Origin of the sequence: Candidatus Accumulibacter phosphatis (assembly GCF_012939955.1) — a bacterium.
Lineage (GTDB): Bacteria > Pseudomonadota > Gammaproteobacteria > Burkholderiales > Rhodocyclaceae > Accumulibacter > Accumulibacter delftensis.
Window position 1 is genome coordinate 32,474 of sequence record NZ_SPMY01000068.1, and the last position, 15,186, is coordinate 47,659.

13 protein-coding genes and 3 pseudogenes are annotated in these 15,186 nt (G+C 62.1%); 8 read left to right on the forward strand and 8 right to left on the reverse strand.

Annotation, left to right across the window (positions count from 1 at the left end; translation table 11 throughout):
• The 5 genes and pseudogenes from E4Q23_RS19720 to E4Q23_RS19740 form a co-directional block, all read right to left on the reverse strand.
• The gene (locus E4Q23_RS19720; protein WP_169068217.1) at positions 1-1,062 is read right to left on the reverse strand and encodes a hypothetical protein; all 1,062 of its coding nucleotides are present in this window, start codon (positions 1,060-1,062) and stop codon (positions 1-3) included.
• Positions 1,063-1,092: 30 nt separating this feature from the next.
• Positions 1,093-1,629: a hypothetical protein gene (locus E4Q23_RS19725; protein ID WP_169068218.1), complete on the reverse strand. Its 537-nt coding sequence runs from the start codon at positions 1,627-1,629 to the stop codon at positions 1,093-1,095.
• Between the two features lie 171 nt (positions 1,630-1,800).
• Positions 1,801-1,986, reverse strand: coding sequence for a PEP-CTERM sorting domain-containing protein (locus E4Q23_RS25345; protein ID WP_169068219.1), 186 nt, complete (start codon positions 1,984-1,986; stop codon positions 1,801-1,803).
• 442 nt (positions 1,987-2,428) lie between these two features.
• Positions 2,429-3,274 (reverse strand): ExeA family protein, encoded by an 846-nt coding sequence (locus tag E4Q23_RS19735; RefSeq protein WP_169068220.1) that lies wholly within the window; start codon positions 3,272-3,274, stop codon positions 2,429-2,431.
• Positions 3,271-3,873 (reverse strand): annotated as a pseudogene (locus E4Q23_RS19740) (IS481 family transposase); the annotation flags it as partial. The gene E4Q23_RS19735 and the pseudogene E4Q23_RS19740, both read right to left, overlap by 4 nt.
• A gap of 166 nt (positions 3,874-4,039) precedes the next feature.
• Between E4Q23_RS19740 and E4Q23_RS19745 the strand changes: the two are divergent.
• From E4Q23_RS19745 to E4Q23_RS19755, 3 genes are read left to right on the forward strand one after another with little or no spacing between them, the layout of a single operon-like run.
• Positions 4,040-5,284 (forward strand): tyrosine-type recombinase/integrase, encoded by a 1,245-nt coding sequence (locus E4Q23_RS19745; protein WP_169068221.1) that lies wholly within the window; start codon positions 4,040-4,042, stop codon positions 5,282-5,284.
• A 20-nt stretch (positions 5,285-5,304) separates the two neighbouring features.
• Positions 5,305-6,222, forward strand: coding sequence for a tyrosine-type recombinase/integrase (locus E4Q23_RS19750; RefSeq protein WP_248595603.1), 918 nt, complete (start codon positions 5,305-5,307; stop codon positions 6,220-6,222).
• On the forward strand, positions 6,215-7,210 hold the full coding sequence (locus E4Q23_RS19755) for a tyrosine-type recombinase/integrase (protein ID WP_169068223.1): 996 nt from the start codon (positions 6,215-6,217) through the stop codon (positions 7,208-7,210). Before E4Q23_RS19750 ends, E4Q23_RS19755 begins: the two co-directional genes overlap by 8 nt.
• 58 nt (positions 7,211-7,268) lie before the next feature.
• Here E4Q23_RS19755 and E4Q23_RS19760 read toward each other — a convergent pair.
• From E4Q23_RS19760 to E4Q23_RS19770, 3 genes and pseudogenes are all read right to left on the reverse strand, one after another.
• Positions 7,269-8,144: pseudogene (locus tag E4Q23_RS19760) on the reverse strand (IS481 family transposase); the annotation flags it as partial.
• Between the two features lie 97 nt (positions 8,145-8,241).
• Positions 8,242-8,808, reverse strand: a complete 567-nt coding sequence (locus E4Q23_RS19765; protein ID WP_169068224.1) for a hypothetical protein — start codon at positions 8,806-8,808, stop codon at positions 8,242-8,244.
• A gap of 139 nt (positions 8,809-8,947) precedes the next feature.
• Entirely contained in the window at positions 8,948-9,739 is a 792-nt protein-coding gene (locus E4Q23_RS19770; protein WP_169068225.1) for a hypothetical protein, read from the reverse strand.
• A 261-nt stretch (positions 9,740-10,000) separates the two neighbouring features.
• Between E4Q23_RS19770 and mobH the strand changes: the two genes are divergently transcribed.
• The 5 genes and pseudogenes from mobH to E4Q23_RS19795 all read left to right on the forward strand — a co-directional run.
• Entirely contained in the window at positions 10,001-12,040 is a 2,040-nt protein-coding gene (gene mobH, locus E4Q23_RS19775; RefSeq protein ID WP_169068226.1) for a MobH family relaxase, read from the forward strand.
• A 108-nt stretch (positions 12,041-12,148) separates the two neighbouring features.
• Positions 12,149-12,778 carry a type-F conjugative transfer system protein TraW gene (gene traW, locus E4Q23_RS19780; RefSeq protein WP_169068227.1) on the forward strand — a complete coding sequence of 210 codons (630 nt, stop codon included), beginning with the start codon at positions 12,149-12,151 and terminating at the stop codon, positions 12,776-12,778.
• A complete protein-coding gene (traU, locus tag E4Q23_RS19785; RefSeq protein WP_169068228.1) occupies positions 12,762-13,775 on the forward strand; it encodes a conjugal transfer pilus assembly protein TraU in 1,014 nt (337 codons plus the stop codon). The genes traW and traU overlap by 17 nt, the downstream gene beginning before the upstream one ends.
• 136 nt (positions 13,776-13,911) lie before the next feature.
• Positions 13,912-14,490 (forward strand): type-F conjugative transfer system pilin assembly protein TrbC, encoded by a 579-nt coding sequence (trbC, locus tag E4Q23_RS19790; RefSeq protein WP_169068229.1) that lies wholly within the window; start codon positions 13,912-13,914, stop codon positions 14,488-14,490.
• Positions 14,487-15,186: pseudogene (locus tag E4Q23_RS19795) on the forward strand (hypothetical protein); the annotation flags it as partial. The gene trbC and the pseudogene E4Q23_RS19795, both read left to right, overlap by 4 nt.

The following is a 15,186-nucleotide window of genomic DNA, read 5'->3' on the forward strand; positions in this document are numbered from 1 at the left end:
CTACTCCACTTCAATGTCTAATGCAGATGACACGCTCGGCGTGGCTTCCGTCGTTGCTGTGGCTTCGGCCACCAGGGTGTAACGGGAAAATGCATCACCTGTTGGGGGGGCGGTAATAGAGGTCGGGATGCCTACCGTCGCTCCGGATGCCAGGTTAACGGTCCATGGCCCAGTGGCGCCGCGAAAACCGGGCGGCAGCTGCAGCCGCACGGTGTACCCACTAGGCGTGGCGCCGAAGGATGCCAGCCGCAAGATCACTGGTATTGTTTGGCTCTTGGACAAAATTGCTGTGGACGGCTCAATCCGCAGCGTGGTTGGAGTCGGTGTATATAGTGTCGACAACCAAGCGAAGATGCTGGCGCTCTGCCCAACCGCAGAAACCTCAATCTTGAATGGCTGGTTCGGCACTTCCACTTTCGCAAAATAGCGCGGAGATGTTGAAGGAGCATCAGAGTTCTGGCTCAACGGACCGCTGGCGAGCGGCAGACCATGCGAGTCCAGAAGGCGATAAGTAGCGCCTGAAACAGCCGGTCCGTAGATGTCCACAGCCACTGGCATCGCCTGTCCAGCCTGTGGGTCCGCACCTTGAATTGGCAACAGGACTTCATGCCCCGGACGCCCCCCTTGCTCCAGAAACGCGACTTTGCCGACACTCAGGCCGGACGCGCCCGAATCCTTGCTGACCATCGTTCCAGAGAAGGAAAAGTCCAAAGCTGCGCGATCGAACGGAACGAGGCGATCCTGGCGAATTGTGAAGGTGTCGGGCGCGAGCACTACTTTGCCGGCATCGAGATCGCCCAGGTTGATCGAGCCTTTTACTACCTGAGTTGCTGGGTTCCTGCTTGTGGCAACAAATGTTGCGCTGCGGTACGAATTGCTATCCACTCTTACTAGGGGGCGATAGGTATAATCAAAAGTGGTTCGTCCAGACCGAACACTCGATACCAGCGTGTAGCTTTCGACAAATGGCGCGGCCGAGGCCGTCGGGCTCGCAGCACTTAGTCCAAGCAGTATCCAAGGGAAGCTGAGAAACGCCTTGATCGTGGAGGAAAGCTTTTTCATGATGGTTTTCTCATAGCAGCAAGTCAAGGGTTAGATAACCCGCGATTCCGCGATAACTGCAACAGGACCGCAAAGCCAAGCACGGCAAGAGGTATCGTCCCGGGTTCCGACACACTGAGCGACGGCAAAAAAAACTGTCGTGGTACCTGAGTCCATGGCGGTGAAGGTGACAGGATCGACGACCTCAAAGAATTGCGACCCCGGCGCCCCACTACCGAGCCACGTAAACTGAACGGAGAATGGCGCGAGGGTCTGCCCAGGCAGGATGGCAGCCGAAAGCGTCAGGGAATCAAGGAATCCATCCGCAGGTACGCTTGGATCAGGCTGCACTACAACATTGCCCCAGTTCAACGGCTGACCAACAGACAACAGGTCGGAGTAGAGGTCTAAGGAGAAATAAATGGTGACTTCCTCGATGGGGGAAAGCAGCGTGTTATTGGTCACTGAGTAATCATATTGCCATGCCCCTGCTCCAAGACTAGTAGTCTCATAGGTAACAACTGTCGCATTAACGTCCCAAGCAAGTACTGCTGCAAGACTGCAACCGAGAAGTTTCTTGGCAATCATTTTGATTTCTCCGGACTTTGCTAGAATATGCTTCAATACGTACTACAATGACATTTCTTCACGTGTGCTTTGACGTTTCTGCCATTTAGGAGCTGAGGACTAACTGAAAAAGTTGGCTTGATTAGTCTAGTCTCAGGGAAGAAGACAGGAGATGCTCGTCCTACGTGGACACTAAACCAGAGTTTTCCGCCGCCGTGCTACAGGAAGCCCGACCATGCCAAGCAAGGTCAGCAGGAGAGTTGCCGGCTCCGGAAGCTCCGCGCCGTTCAACGCGACCCGCAGGATCCGCCCGCTACCGCCAAATTGGTCGACCACGTACAGCGCCCCCGTCGTCAAACGTGACGCCGCGCAGATCATGAAAGGCGGAATCCGTTAGTGTGTCGAGAAGACCACCTGAGTGCGGTCAGCCGATTTGATGTTCCGATGTTCACGTACGGTGATGGCTGCGACAGATATGCATCACGCATCAAGTGCTGCCCGATCATTGACGCGAGTCGGGCAAGAGCGGCGCAGACGGCGAAACCCTGGGGCTCTGCCCCAGACCCCGCACTCGCCGTGAGGCAGCCGTCGGGGATGTAAAACCCCCATCCCCGACAACTGCCTTGAGCGTCGGCGCCCTCCAGGGCGTCAAGGGGCTTTCGCGGCATAAACGCGGCGATGAAACATGCCGCATTTATTCCACGGTCCCCGTGACCCCCTTCCGAGCGCGGTTCGAGGGATTTGCCAACATCTCAAGAAGCCATCGATTGGCGCACCAGCGCGGGATTCGAAGCAGCGAAGGACATCGTCAGCCTCGAAATCAGCGACCCGCCACCGCACGCCGTGGCGCCGGCCTCTCGGGTTGGGCAAAGACCTCCAGATAAAGCTTCTCGTCGAGTTGGGGAAGGTCACGCTGCGCCGCGGCGGCGAGCAGTTCGGCGGCGAGCGTCGTCAGGATGCGGTAATTTCCTGCGGCGTGATCGCACAGCGTGTGTTGCAGCGCCGGTGTCATCAGACTGGCGTTACCGGCGCCGGCGAGCAGATGGCTCAGGCAGGCGAGCAACTCCTCGCGGCTGGCGTGTTCGGTGGCGAGCCGGGTGCGAATACGCGAGCCCAGCGGGATCAGTTCCTCGCGCCGCAGCTTCTCGATCAGGCGCGCATCGCCCGCCAGTACCACACACAAAAGCGGCTGTGAATCGAACCGCGCACTGGCCAGAAGACGTAGTTCGCAGAGCACCGGCGGACTCATCTCCTGCGCCTCGTCGACCAACAGCACCGCGCGTCTTCGCGTCGTCTCCAGATGCGCGAACCAGACCTCGCGCAAGGCCTTGAAGCCACCCCAGCGGTTATGCGGGCGCAGGGGCACAGCAAAGATATCGCCCATCTCGCGATAGAAGTCGGCGAGGTTGCTCTGCGGGTGATTGATCGCGCCCACCGTGATATCGGGCAAGCGCGCGAGACGCTCCGCCAGGAGGCGCAAAGCAACGCTCTTGCCGGTACCCGGGTCGCCATGGATCATCGCAAAGCCCCCCTCGCGGATCTGGGCCTGCTCGATCCGCCAACAGAAATTCTCGATCCGGGGCGGCACGTAGATCGCCTCGGTCGGCAAATCCGGGGAGAAGGGATTCCACTTCAGCCCATACAGGGCAAGGAGTTTCTGGTTCATGCGGGGTCCTGGTCGAGGGGTGGCAAGTACGCAGGCGGCAGGCCGGTGGCGGCGTAATCGGCGAGCAACTGGCGGAGCAAGGGCGCCAGGCCCGACGACGGTAGCGGCGACAGATCGGGGGTCACCGGCGTCAGGCGCCGGCGCTGGCCATCGGCGTTGGCCGACTTGTCGAGTGGCTTGACCGGGCAAAGAAGCCCACCGCTACGCGGATCGACCAGATCGACCCGTGTCAGATCCCAGCGGGCGTAACGCAGGTGAAGCACGGTGAGATGGCGATAACGGGCGGGAATCTCGAAGCGTGCTCCGGCCAGACTCACCGTGCCATCGGAGCGTCGTTGCCGGCGCGCCACTTCGATACGGAATGCGGCAGATAGCACTTCCGTCGTCGGGCAATCGCGACGGACATTCGGGCCGGCAAGATAACGCGTCAGCGGCGTTGTCTCGATCTCGGCATGGCGCGTGCGGTGATATTCCTGTTCGACCCAGGCTTGGGTCGCCTGATTGAGGAGATCGAGCGTCAGCGAGTCCTCGCCTTCCAGCATGGCCATCAGGCGCCCTTCGACACGGCCCCAGAAGGACTCTTGCTTGGCGTTTTGGTAATTACGTGGCCGGCCACGTAATTACCAGTATGTGGCGCTCAGAAATATGTGGCGACGAATCCGGCACCCCGCTTGGTTGCGGGCGGTCGGTCAAATTTACGCCACATAAGTTTGCGCGGATCAGGATCACGATGATCGTCCATCTTGTTGAAGACGGAGATCGATCATGATTGAAGAGCTATTCAAGCGCCCCACGGCGCTGGCGCGCTACCGGGAAGGCCCGCTTGCGGAAGCGCGAGAACAATTTCTCGACCGATGTGCCAACGATGGTTACTCACGCTCGATGCTGCAGAAGATCGCTTGGGTACTCCTGGCCGTCGCAGAGGGCCTTGACCTTGAGCATGGGAAGGTCAGTACGCAGGACATTGAGCGCGCTGCGGACTGCCGACGACGGTTGAGGCATCAGCCCATCCGTACCGAGGACTCGGTGTGGACACGCCAGATGTTTATCCACTTCGCGACGGAATGGCTGCGATACCTGGACTGCCTTCAGCAGACCGAAGAGGCACCGAACGCCTTCATGGCTCAGATTGACGCCTTTGCCTGCTATATGCGCGACGAACGAGGCCTGTCGCCAGTGACGATCAGCACGCGTTGTGAGCGCCTGACCTGGTTCTTTGCCGGACTGTGCCCGCCCCGGGATACGTTGAGCGCGATTACCGTTGCCGATGTCGACGCCTTCATTGAGTCGAAGAGTAAGAAAGGTTGGACACGTGCCTCTTTGGCCGCGTTGGCCAGTTCGTTGCGCAGCTTCTTCGCCTTCGCCGAAGCCCGCGGGTGGTGCCCTTCGGGAATCACTGCGGTCATCGAATCGCCGCGGCTCTATACCCGTGAAGGTATCCCGGAAGGCCCAGGCTGGGACGACGTCCAGCGCCTCCTTGTCGCCACAAGCGGTGATCGACCGGCAGATATTCGCGACCACGCCATCCTGATGTTGCTCGCGGTCTACGGCCTGCGGCGAGGCGAGGTCGCGGCGTTGCGGCTGGACGATCTGGATTGGGAAGGCGAGTCGATCCACATCACGCGACCCAAGCAACGTCGTGCTCAGCGTTATCCTTTGCTGCACGCCGTGGGCGAGGCGATCTTGCGCTACCTGCGCGAAGTGCGACCGCGCTGCGGGCATCGGGCATTGTTCTTGACGCTCGGCGCACCCATTCGCCCGCTGTCGGCGCCGAGCATTACGCCGGTTGCGCACGCCCATCTGAGTCGCCTGGGCCTCACCCTGTCGCCACGTGGGGCGCACTGTTTGCGGCACGCCTGTGCCAGCCACCTTCTCGCGTCGGGCTTCTCCCTGAAGCAGATTGGCGACCATCTCGGACATCGCAGCGCCAATTCGACCCTGAGCTATACCAAGGTCGACCTGACGGGGCTGCGGCAGGTGGCCGAACTCGATCTGGGGGCACTGCTATGACGCTCTCCGCGCAGGTTTCCATGTACATCGCTCATAAGCGCGCCTTGGGATACAAGTTCGAGACCGAGGAGGCGATCTTCAAATCCTTCTGCCGGACCGTCGGTGAAGGCCCACTGGCCAGCGTTGAAGGCAAGTCCGTGCTCGCTTTCCTGAACGGCAACGGACCGGTGAGCGCGTACTGGGTCAAGAAGTACCACGTGCTTTCGGGGTTCTACCGCTTCGCCCTGGCACGTGGTTTGGTCAGCAGCGTGCCGTTGCCGTACAGCCTGCCGAGGCTGGACGCTCCCGTCTTCGTGCCCTACATCTACTCCCACGACGAACTCAAGCGCCTGCTCGACGCGGTCCCCATCGCCTGTACCGGCCGAGCGCCAATCGACGCGTATGTCTTCAGAGCCTTGCTCTTGCTGCTCTACGGGGCGGGGCTCCGCATCAGCGAAGCCGTCTCGCTGAACATTGCCGATGTCGACCTCGAGCAAGCCCGCCTGATCGTCCGGGGGACGAAGTTCTACAAGAGCCGGCTTGTGCCACTGGGCAAGGATCTGACGCATGTCATGAGCGAGTATGTGGGCAAACGCAACGACCGCCACTCAGGCGGCGCGGACACGCCGTTCTTCTGCTTCCGGAACAGCGCGCCGCTGAGCAAGTCTGCCGCGCGCGCCACCTTTCGACGCCTGCGAACTGCCGCCGGCGTTGCCCGCGACGGTGGCTCAAGAGAGCAGCCACGACTCCACGACTTGCGTCATTCGGCCGCCGTTCATCGGCTCGTCGCCTGGTATCGCAGCGGCGCAGACCTGCACGATCTCCTGCCCAAGCTGGCGACCTACCTCGGCCACGTGAACCTGTCGGCCACACAACACTATCTGACGATGACGCCTGACTTGCTTCAAGAGGCAAGCCGGCGATTCGAACGTTACGCCATGGAGAATGATCATGACTGACCACGCTTTGCTCGGACCTTGGGTCCGGCGTTTCCTGATCGACTATCTGGTTCAGGAGCGCAACCTTTCTATCAACACCCAGAGAAGCTATCGCGACATGCTGGCGCTGCTCCTCCCCTACGTTGGCGATCATCTCAAGAAATCGGTGGACCGACTGACCGTCGAAGATCTGTCGGTAGATCTGGTCCGCCAGTTCCTCGCTGATCTGGAAACGAGGCGTCGCTGTATCGCCGCCACTCGCAATCAACGCCTCGGCGGCCTTCACGCCTTGGCTCGATTCATCGGCCAGAACAGCCCCGAGCACATCGCGTGGTGCACACAGATCCGGCTGATCCCCTTCAAGAAGACGGCTCACCCTGGCATCACCTATCTCGAGAAACCGGAAATGGATGCGATCCTGGCGTCTCCGGATCGCCATACCGCTCTGGGTCGGCGCGACTACGTGCTGTTGCTCTTCCTCTACAACTCGGGGGCGCGCGCGAGCGAAGCGGCGGAGGTCCGGGTCAGCGCCATTGACTGGTATGCTCAATGCGTTCGAATCACCGGCAAGGGTAACAAACGGCGTGCCTGTCCATTGTGGCCAAATACCTTGGATGAGTTGCAGTTCCTGGTGGCAAACCGCGCGCCGGAGCAGCGTCTGTTTCTGAACCGCAACGGTCAGCCTCTTACTCGCTTCGGCATCCATACGCTGGTCGAACGCTATGCATCCAGAGCTTGTGCGCAATCACCGTCGCTGGCCAGCAAGCGAGTCAGCCCGCACGTGATTCGCCACACCGCGGCAACCCATCTGCTACGGTCTGGCGCCGACATCAACACTGTCCGTGCCTGGCTGGGTCACGTTTCGCTCGCCACGACAAATCTCTATGCAGAGACCGATCTTGCGACCAAGGCCCGTGCACTGGCCATGTGCGCGCCGGCGGCAGAGGGCGCGATCAATAAGCCCTGGCGCCAACAGCCAGACCTGCTGGCTTTCTTGCGCGGTTTGTAGAAAAAGTTTATGTGGCATTTGCCCGGCTCCCGGCCTCGTGTCTTCAAGAGAATGAGGCCCGGGGCCACATATTTCTGAGCGCCACATACTGGTAAGGGGAATATGGCAGCGTCGTCTGATGGACAATGCCCAGACAAGCCAGGCCGGAGACGGTTTCATCGGCCAGCATGGCGGCGCCATTGTCGGTCATCAGGGCACGGGGCAGCCCTCGCTTCATGAACGCTTGCGACAGTCCGTGTATCAGGCTCTCGGCCGTTTCGTCGAGATACCACTGCAAGTGGCAGACGAGCCGCGAGCGGTCGTCGATCACCCCGAGCAGCAGCGGCTTGACCCAGTTCCCCGCACGTGTCAGCACCTTGCGTTTGGCGTGATGGAAATCGAGGTGCCAGAGGGCCGACACTTGATCGACTTCGAAGCTCCGGACCTCCAGCCGTTCGAGGCGGTCACGGGCCAGTAACGCCCCTTCGGTGGCGCGCTTGGGATGGGCTTGTCGGAACATGCCCTGCGCCTTGAGGTAGCGTCGAACGGTGGGGTAGGACGGCAAGGGTGAGTCGCTGCCCGCCAGTGCGACGCGCAGGTTGTCGAAGTGCAGTTGTGCGGTCCAGCCGGGATGTTCGCGGTACTGGGCGGTCAGCACCTCGACGGTTCGTGGACTCATGCTGGGGAAACGGCCGATGTTGCCGCGCAGTTGGTTTCTGAGCGTGGCGACCGGGTCGGCAGCGCGCCGTGCTCGGTAGTACCAGCGCTCCAGCGTCGACTTACCGAAACACACTTCGAGTCCCGAGAGGGGGTGTCGCCAGCGCTTGACGGCGAGCAGGGTCAAGGCGGCCTGCAATTCGCCGGCGGCCGGCGGTGCGGCCAGCAAGGGGCCGATGATCGAGAAGCGCAAACGCGCCCAGCGATCGCGTTTCAGCGGATCGATAGTGGAACTCAAGAAGGTCTCCCAATGTGGCGGCGCCGACGGCGCTCAAACCAGGAGCGAAGGCTACAAAGCCTCGATCAGGATGACTATCAACATCTTCTGCGGGCGATCAGCGACCCTCAGGCAAGTCGATCGGCCTGACCGTGAGGGGCGACAGGAAAACCAGGAGTCGCATCAGGGCTTCTTCGGCGTTTCCCGAAAACCGTTCGAGCAGGCTGGCGGGGAAGAGATCGCTGACCACAGGGGGCATGAAGCGGGCGCAGGTGGCTTGCCAGAGCGAGGTCTGCGGAAACTCACCCTGCCACCAGTGGCGCCAGCGTCGCAGGGTCAGCAACGGGACGTTGAGGGTTCCGGACAGTCGCGTCGCCGCTGGGTTCTGCCCGGCATGCCGGGCAGAACCCAGCACCACCGCCAGCGCGAGATATACGCGCCGACCGAGGAAACGCACCGACATCGAGGTCGTGCGCCGCCGGCAGCGATGGCAGCAGAAGCTGAAGCGCGACTCGAAATCGCCGCGAACCTCGCTCAGGCAGGCGCGCGGCTTGCGTGGATAATTCGCGCGGTGCAGAACACCGCCGCACCGGCAACCGGCGGCGTGTGTCTCGCTGGCCAGTTCTTCATCGATGCGCAGCAGCAAGCGGAAAAAGTTGGGCGATTGCAGGAGGGCGTGGCACACTTGAATGGTCTCTTGGCTTGGTAACCAGAGACTCCCCCAAAGGGTTCGTTTGTTCAAGTTCCCCGAGGGGGGTCACCTGCTCTCCATCACGCTGCGTGACCAGAAAACCACCAAACACCATCACGAGCGGTGACCGTACTCAACCACCGGCAGGGTCGATCAGATAGATCGTGTCGCCTTGCGTCGCGAATACCGTACCGTCACCGTAGGCAATGCCACGCACGCCGTCACCTGAAAAAGTCGGCCCGGCAACCAATGTCGAGAATGAACCGGTCAGAGTGCTCGCCGAGTGGGAGTACACGCCCGGATTGCAGAGCCCGGAGCAGCCCGAGGCCGTCGGTACTCCACTTTCACCGATGAAGACCATGCCATCACCCACTGCGATGGAATTCTGATGGGCACCGGCAAAGAACCCGCCATACCTGTATGGCCCGATCTGCGTGAGGCCAGAACCATCCGGGTTCAGAGAATGAACCCCACCCATCACCGCATCGGCCGAATAGAGCTTTGTCCCGTCAGTTTCCAATCCCATGATGTCGACGATCGGTTCCCCGACGAACGCACCTGTGTAAATCGCGGTAGCTGGACCTCCTCCTGTCTTCGGAGCCCTGAAGATCTGACTGTCAGTTACCGGGCCAGATTGAGCATCGCCCCAAAACACGTTGGCACCGATCACGGCTACGCCGAAGATGTACGATCCCGAGTACAGAGATGTCGCGGTTCCGCCCGAGGAGGGAAGCGAGTAAACCGTGCTGGCATCCTGGACATAAACCGAGGAGCCATCGGACGCGATATCGTGGAACACCTTGCCGGGGTTGTCCGAAATCTGGGTAATGGTGACCGCGCTCGCGGGTGCGACGGCCACCGCACTCGTCATCCCGACGAAGGCCAGTATGATTAAGGACTTGAACGAAATCCCCTGGGTAAACATATACCAATCCCTCCCCAATTTGAACGATCTCAGCCCAGCAGCGTCGCAGGACCGCAGCGGGACGCCCTGATCTGGATTTTTCACGACAGGTCCAGGGCAGGTAATTCGTTTTACGCGATCTGCGACCTTCTCGATCTCGACCCCGATCAGGCGCGCCAGCGTCTTCGCCGAGTACCTGCGATTCGTCGCGGCTTACAGCGAACCGGCCTGGATACGGGCCAAGGGGAGGGCTGACCGATGCTCGGCTTTTTCAGGAAAGCGATGCAGCCGGATAAACAAGGCCCACAACCGGGCGCAGGCCTTCCCTCGACCCGTCCAACGGAGCTGGCCAGGGAAGACGACGAGATTCCCCGCTACCCGCCGTTCATGAAGGGTCTGCCGGCAACCCACCCGGACAAACTCATCGAGACGCAACGGGAGTTGATCGGCCAAATCCGTGAAGCCGGACTCGCGCCGCCAGAGATCTTCGAGCAGTTCTATCGACAGTCGCTTTGCCGCTTCGCCTCCTATGCGCATCTCCTGCCGGCCAGCCAGACCCATCATCACCGAGGTGCCGGCGGACTCCTGCGTCACGCGGCCGAAGTCGCCCTGTGGTCGCTCCAGTCCGGTGATCGCGTGCTGCTGCCCGGCGAGCAGGCGCCGCGACGTCGACGCGAGCTCCAGCCGCGGTGGCATCTGGCCGTATTCCTCGCCGCCCTCTGTCACGACGTCGGCAAGCCGGTCACCGACCTGGTGGTCACCAGTCGCGATGGCGCGCAGGTCTGGAACCCCTTCGTCGAAGACCTCTACAGCTGGGCCGGCCGTCATCAGGTCGATCGCTACTTCCTGCACTGGCGCGAGAATCGTGGCAAGAAGCACCAGGCCATTTCCGCCTTGATTGCCGAGCGCATCATCAGTCCGCAGGGGCTGGCCTGGATCGCCGCGGGCGATACCGAGCTGGTGCTCTGGATGATGGAAACGATCAACGGCTCGCCCAGCGCCGAGAACCCGATTCACGATCTCGTCATTCGCGCGGATCAGGTCAGTGTCGAGCGCGACCTGCGCAGTCTTGGCGTCGCGTTCACCGGCTACGAGATCGGCCTGCCGGTCGAACGCTTTCTGGTGGACATCATGCGTCGGCTGGTCCGGGAGGGAACCTGGGGAGTCAATCAACCGGGCGCACGCCTTTGGCACATCGACGGGCATCTCTACCTGATCTGGCCGGCGGCCGGTGAGGAAATCGCCGCCCTCATTCATCAGGAAAAGGTCCCGGGCTTGCCGAGAACGCCGAACAGCCTTCTCGATATGCTTGTGGAACGGCAGTTGGCGAGTGTCCGCGAGGATAGTCTCGACGGCCATCGTTACTGGGTGATCGCCCCCGCGGTGCTGGCCGAGAAGATCCCGAACATCCGACTGACGGCGATCAGGCTTCGTGAGGTGGCACTGCTCATCGAGCCCGCACCACCCTCCGTGCCGGGCAGGCTTCTCGACCAGGACGAACCCGTAACCGAGCCGGCCGACCTACCGGCGCTGAAGTTGTCTCCCGCGCTGAAACCACGCGCTTCACCTGAACAGGGTCGGTTGCCAGAGACGCCTGCCCAGCGCGAGCCCCCGCCTAACCCGCCAGCGGCACCCACCGATCAGCTCAATGGTGCTGTTGGTGAAGCGCTGCAGGCGCTTGCCCGGGACATTCAGGCGGGCAAGAAAGCTGCCGAGACCCTGGTCCACATCGACCCCTCCGGCCTGTTGTGTCTGAAGTGGCCCGATGCGCTCACTGGCTGCGGTCTGGACAGCAAGGCGATCCTCGACGAGCTGTCGCACCGCAACTGGCTGGCGCTTGATCCTTTGGCACCGTTTCGCAAGGTAACCGAGATCGCGGTCGAGCACGGCCAGCCGTGGAAAGTGATTCGCCTCCAGCCAGCGGTCAAGCAGCTCATGGCCGTCGGAAACCTACAGCCCAAACCCGCAACCGGAGCGCCTCCAGCTACCCAACCCGTTCAGGAAGCAAGGCCGAGCCAGGGCAAGACCGAGAGCCCCGGTGAAGACGAGCGGCTGAACCTGATCCGATGCGTCGTCACCACCTTGCGCGAAGGTGTGAGCGCAGGCGCCCTGACATCAGAGCGCGAGGGGAACTTCACGTGGATTCCCTCCCGCCAAGCCGAACCCCTGCTGGTCGAGCGACTCCAGTTGGCCAGGATGCAGATTCTTCGCCTGGGGAGCGTCGTCCCGGACGTGTTTCTGTGCCAGACGCGAAATCGGGCGCATTGCTACCGAATCCCGGTCCCGCCCGCTGTCGACGGTAGCCAGAAGCGGAGCGCGTAGCGCCGCTGACACGCCGGCAACGGTCGCTGGATGCACCGAGGCGAAATGCGCCCGGGAAAGCCGCATTTCGAAATCCACAGCCGCAGGCGCCAGACCAGAATCGACCCCATGTCGACTCGCGCCCCACTGCCGTTCTTCGCCCTGCTGATCGCGGCCTCACTGCCCATCGTACACGCGGAGGATCTCGGCGTCGTCGGGCCGACCTACGACATTGCCGAGCCGGATCTTCTGGAAGCCATCGAATCACGCCTCAAACACATGGAGAAGACCGGCGAACTCGCCAGGAAGCAGAATGAGCACCGCGATCGCGTCGTCGCGGCCGTCGAGAAACCAGCACCCGTCGCCGGGCTCACGGCCACCGTTACCCGGCGCAGCTTTTTCATCGACCCGACGTGGATTCTCGACCGCGACATCCGCAACGCCGAAGGCGTGATCCTGTTCGCGCGCGGACTGAGAGTGAATCCGCTCGACCACGTTTCCCTTCGCGAACGGCTCGTATTTTTTGACGGGCGCGACCGCCGACAAGTCGCCTTTGCACGACAGGTGTTGGCGAGCCCCGAAGGTGGCGCCAAACCCATCCTGGTTGCCGGTAAGCCTCTGGGGTTGATGCGCTCGTGGAAACGCCGCGTCTTCTACGACCAGGGCGGCAGCCTGAGCCGCCGCCTCGGCATTCGTCAGGTGCCGGCGGTGGTCAGTCAGGATGGCAAGAGGCTAAGGGTCGATGAAGTTCGTCCGTAAGTGCGTCCTACTGTTGTTCTTGGCGGTGGCGATCGGGCGCATCGGACCAGCCTTGGCGACGCCAACCTGTACCGGCCGCTTCGCCAATCCGATCACCGATATCTGTTGGCGCTGCATGCTGCCGATTCGCTTCGGCGGCCTCGATCTGCTGTCGATGGGGCAGGAAGACACGCCGAATCCCGGCGGTTCACCGCTTTGTGCATGCCCCTCCCAATTGCGCGTGGGTTTCAAGGTGAGCTTTTGGGAGCCAGTGAGGCGAGTCGATGTGGTGCGTCGCCCGTTTTGTCTGACCAGTCTCGGCGGACTCGAACTTGATCCCGGGTTCGATGCGCCGCGTGGTTCGCGCTACAGCCAGGACAGTACCTCGACCTCGTCTTTCTATCAGGTGCATTGGTACGTCGATCCCGTCATCTTCTGGCTGGAAGCGATCTTCGACAACGCATGTCTGGAGCAGGGCGGCTTCGATGTCGCCTATCTCACCGAACTGGACCCGATGTGGCACGACGACGAGCTGACCTTCATTCTCAATCCCGAGGTCGCGCTGTTCGGCAATCTCGCCGCGCGCGCCGCCTGCGCCGCCGCCTGCGCAGCGGCCACCGCCGGCTTTCCGCTCAACACCCTGTTCTGGTGTGCCGGCTGCCAGGGCAGTCTCTATCCACTCAATGGCAACGTGCAGGCCCATATCGGTGGCGTCCAGGCGTCCAGCCTGGAAATGACCCGCCTGATCGCCAAGATGCACCGGGAAGGGCTGATGTGGGCGGCCTCCGGCGAGGACGGACTGTGTGGCTACTACCCGCAGCCGATCATGGACAAGACCGGCTACAAGTATCACATGCTCTATCCGATTCCCCAGACAGCACAGATTGCCGGGAAATGCTGCCAGCCGCTGGGGCGATCGACGATCCTGTGGGGCGCCGGGCGCGAGTTTCCCTTCGAGGGCGAGGACTTTGCGTACATGGTCTTCCGCAAACGCAACTGTTGCCAGGGCGCGTTTTGAGGCCATGAGCAAGCGGTCGTGGGTTTTGCTGTTGGCGCATTGCCTTGGTGTCAGCGCCTGGGGCGGGCCGGTGACGCTCGCCCAAGCCCAGGTGGTAGTACCGACTGACACTGAGCTGCGTTCACACCGCGAGCGCATGGGTTCTGCCCTGGACGCCGTTGAGGCGCCGAAGGGCACGGGCCGCCCGGTGGTTCCCGATCCGACCAAGCTGCCGCAGCCGGCGACCACAGGCCCCGACATTGCCCGGATCGCAGAGACCTACCGCCAGACCACGCCAGGCTCGGTACCGGGCAAGGACGTCCCGGAGTTGATGGTCTTCATCTCTTTTTCGTTGCCGAAGGAAACCCTGCAGCGAATCATCACCCAGGCGGAGAAATCCGGCGCCGTGCTGGTCCTGCGCGGACTCAAGGGGAACTCTCTCACCCGCATGGGTGAGGAAATCGCTGAGCTGGTGGGCGCTCGAAACGTGACGGCGATCATTCATCCACCGGCCTTCAAACAGTTCAAGGTGCGGCAGGCGCCCGCACTGGTGCTGGCACGGTCGGGCCAGGCTTCGCAGATTGGCGAAGACGGCTGCGCGCCGGCGTCGAGCTTCATCCGCGTCGACGGTGATGTCACACAGGACTATGCGCTCGATCTCATCGAGCGACAGGCGCCGGGGTGGGCCGATGTGGCGCGCCGCTATGCCTCACGACTCGCGGGATCACAGCGATGAGCAAGCGGCACTGGCTGCTCATCGCGCTGCTCCTGGCAAGCCGTGCCTGGGCGCAGGGAGATGCTGCGAGCAGCGCGTTTGCCGAGGGCAAAGCGCTGGGCGCCGGCACGATCGACAGCGCTTTCCAGGGAATCGGCAACGGCACCGGCGCCGCGACCGTGCCGGGGTTCGGACAGCGCACCCCCCAATCGCAAGTGTTCCAGGCCGGGCAGGGTCAGTTGTCGGGGTCGGGTACGGCCAAGATCATCGACTGCGCCAGCCAGGCGCCTGACGTGGATTCCTATCGTCGGCAGGAGTGTGACGCCGTCAATTTCGTGGCCCGCAATCCGGCGGTACGGCCGGCATTCTCGATAGATCGCGCCAACGATCCGCTGATCAGTCGTGCCAGGGCGATTGCCCGTAATCCCACGATGGGCGCCACCGGCATCGCCGCCGGGAACCCTGCCGAACAGTGCCGGGTGGTGACCGAGACCCAGCCCGCGTCGTTCAGCCGGGAAACGTGCAACGACTACCGGCCGGTGAGCAGCAGTTTCTGTTCGACCGCGCGGCAGATCCGTGTCGATCAGCATCAGCGCTACCAATGCGTCGAGCAGATGCAGTCGGTGAGCAATGCCTCTTGCTTCATCGGCCAACAGATCGCGGTCGATACACGCTACCGCTACCAGTGCAATCAGACCGTGCAGGGCTACGAGTCGC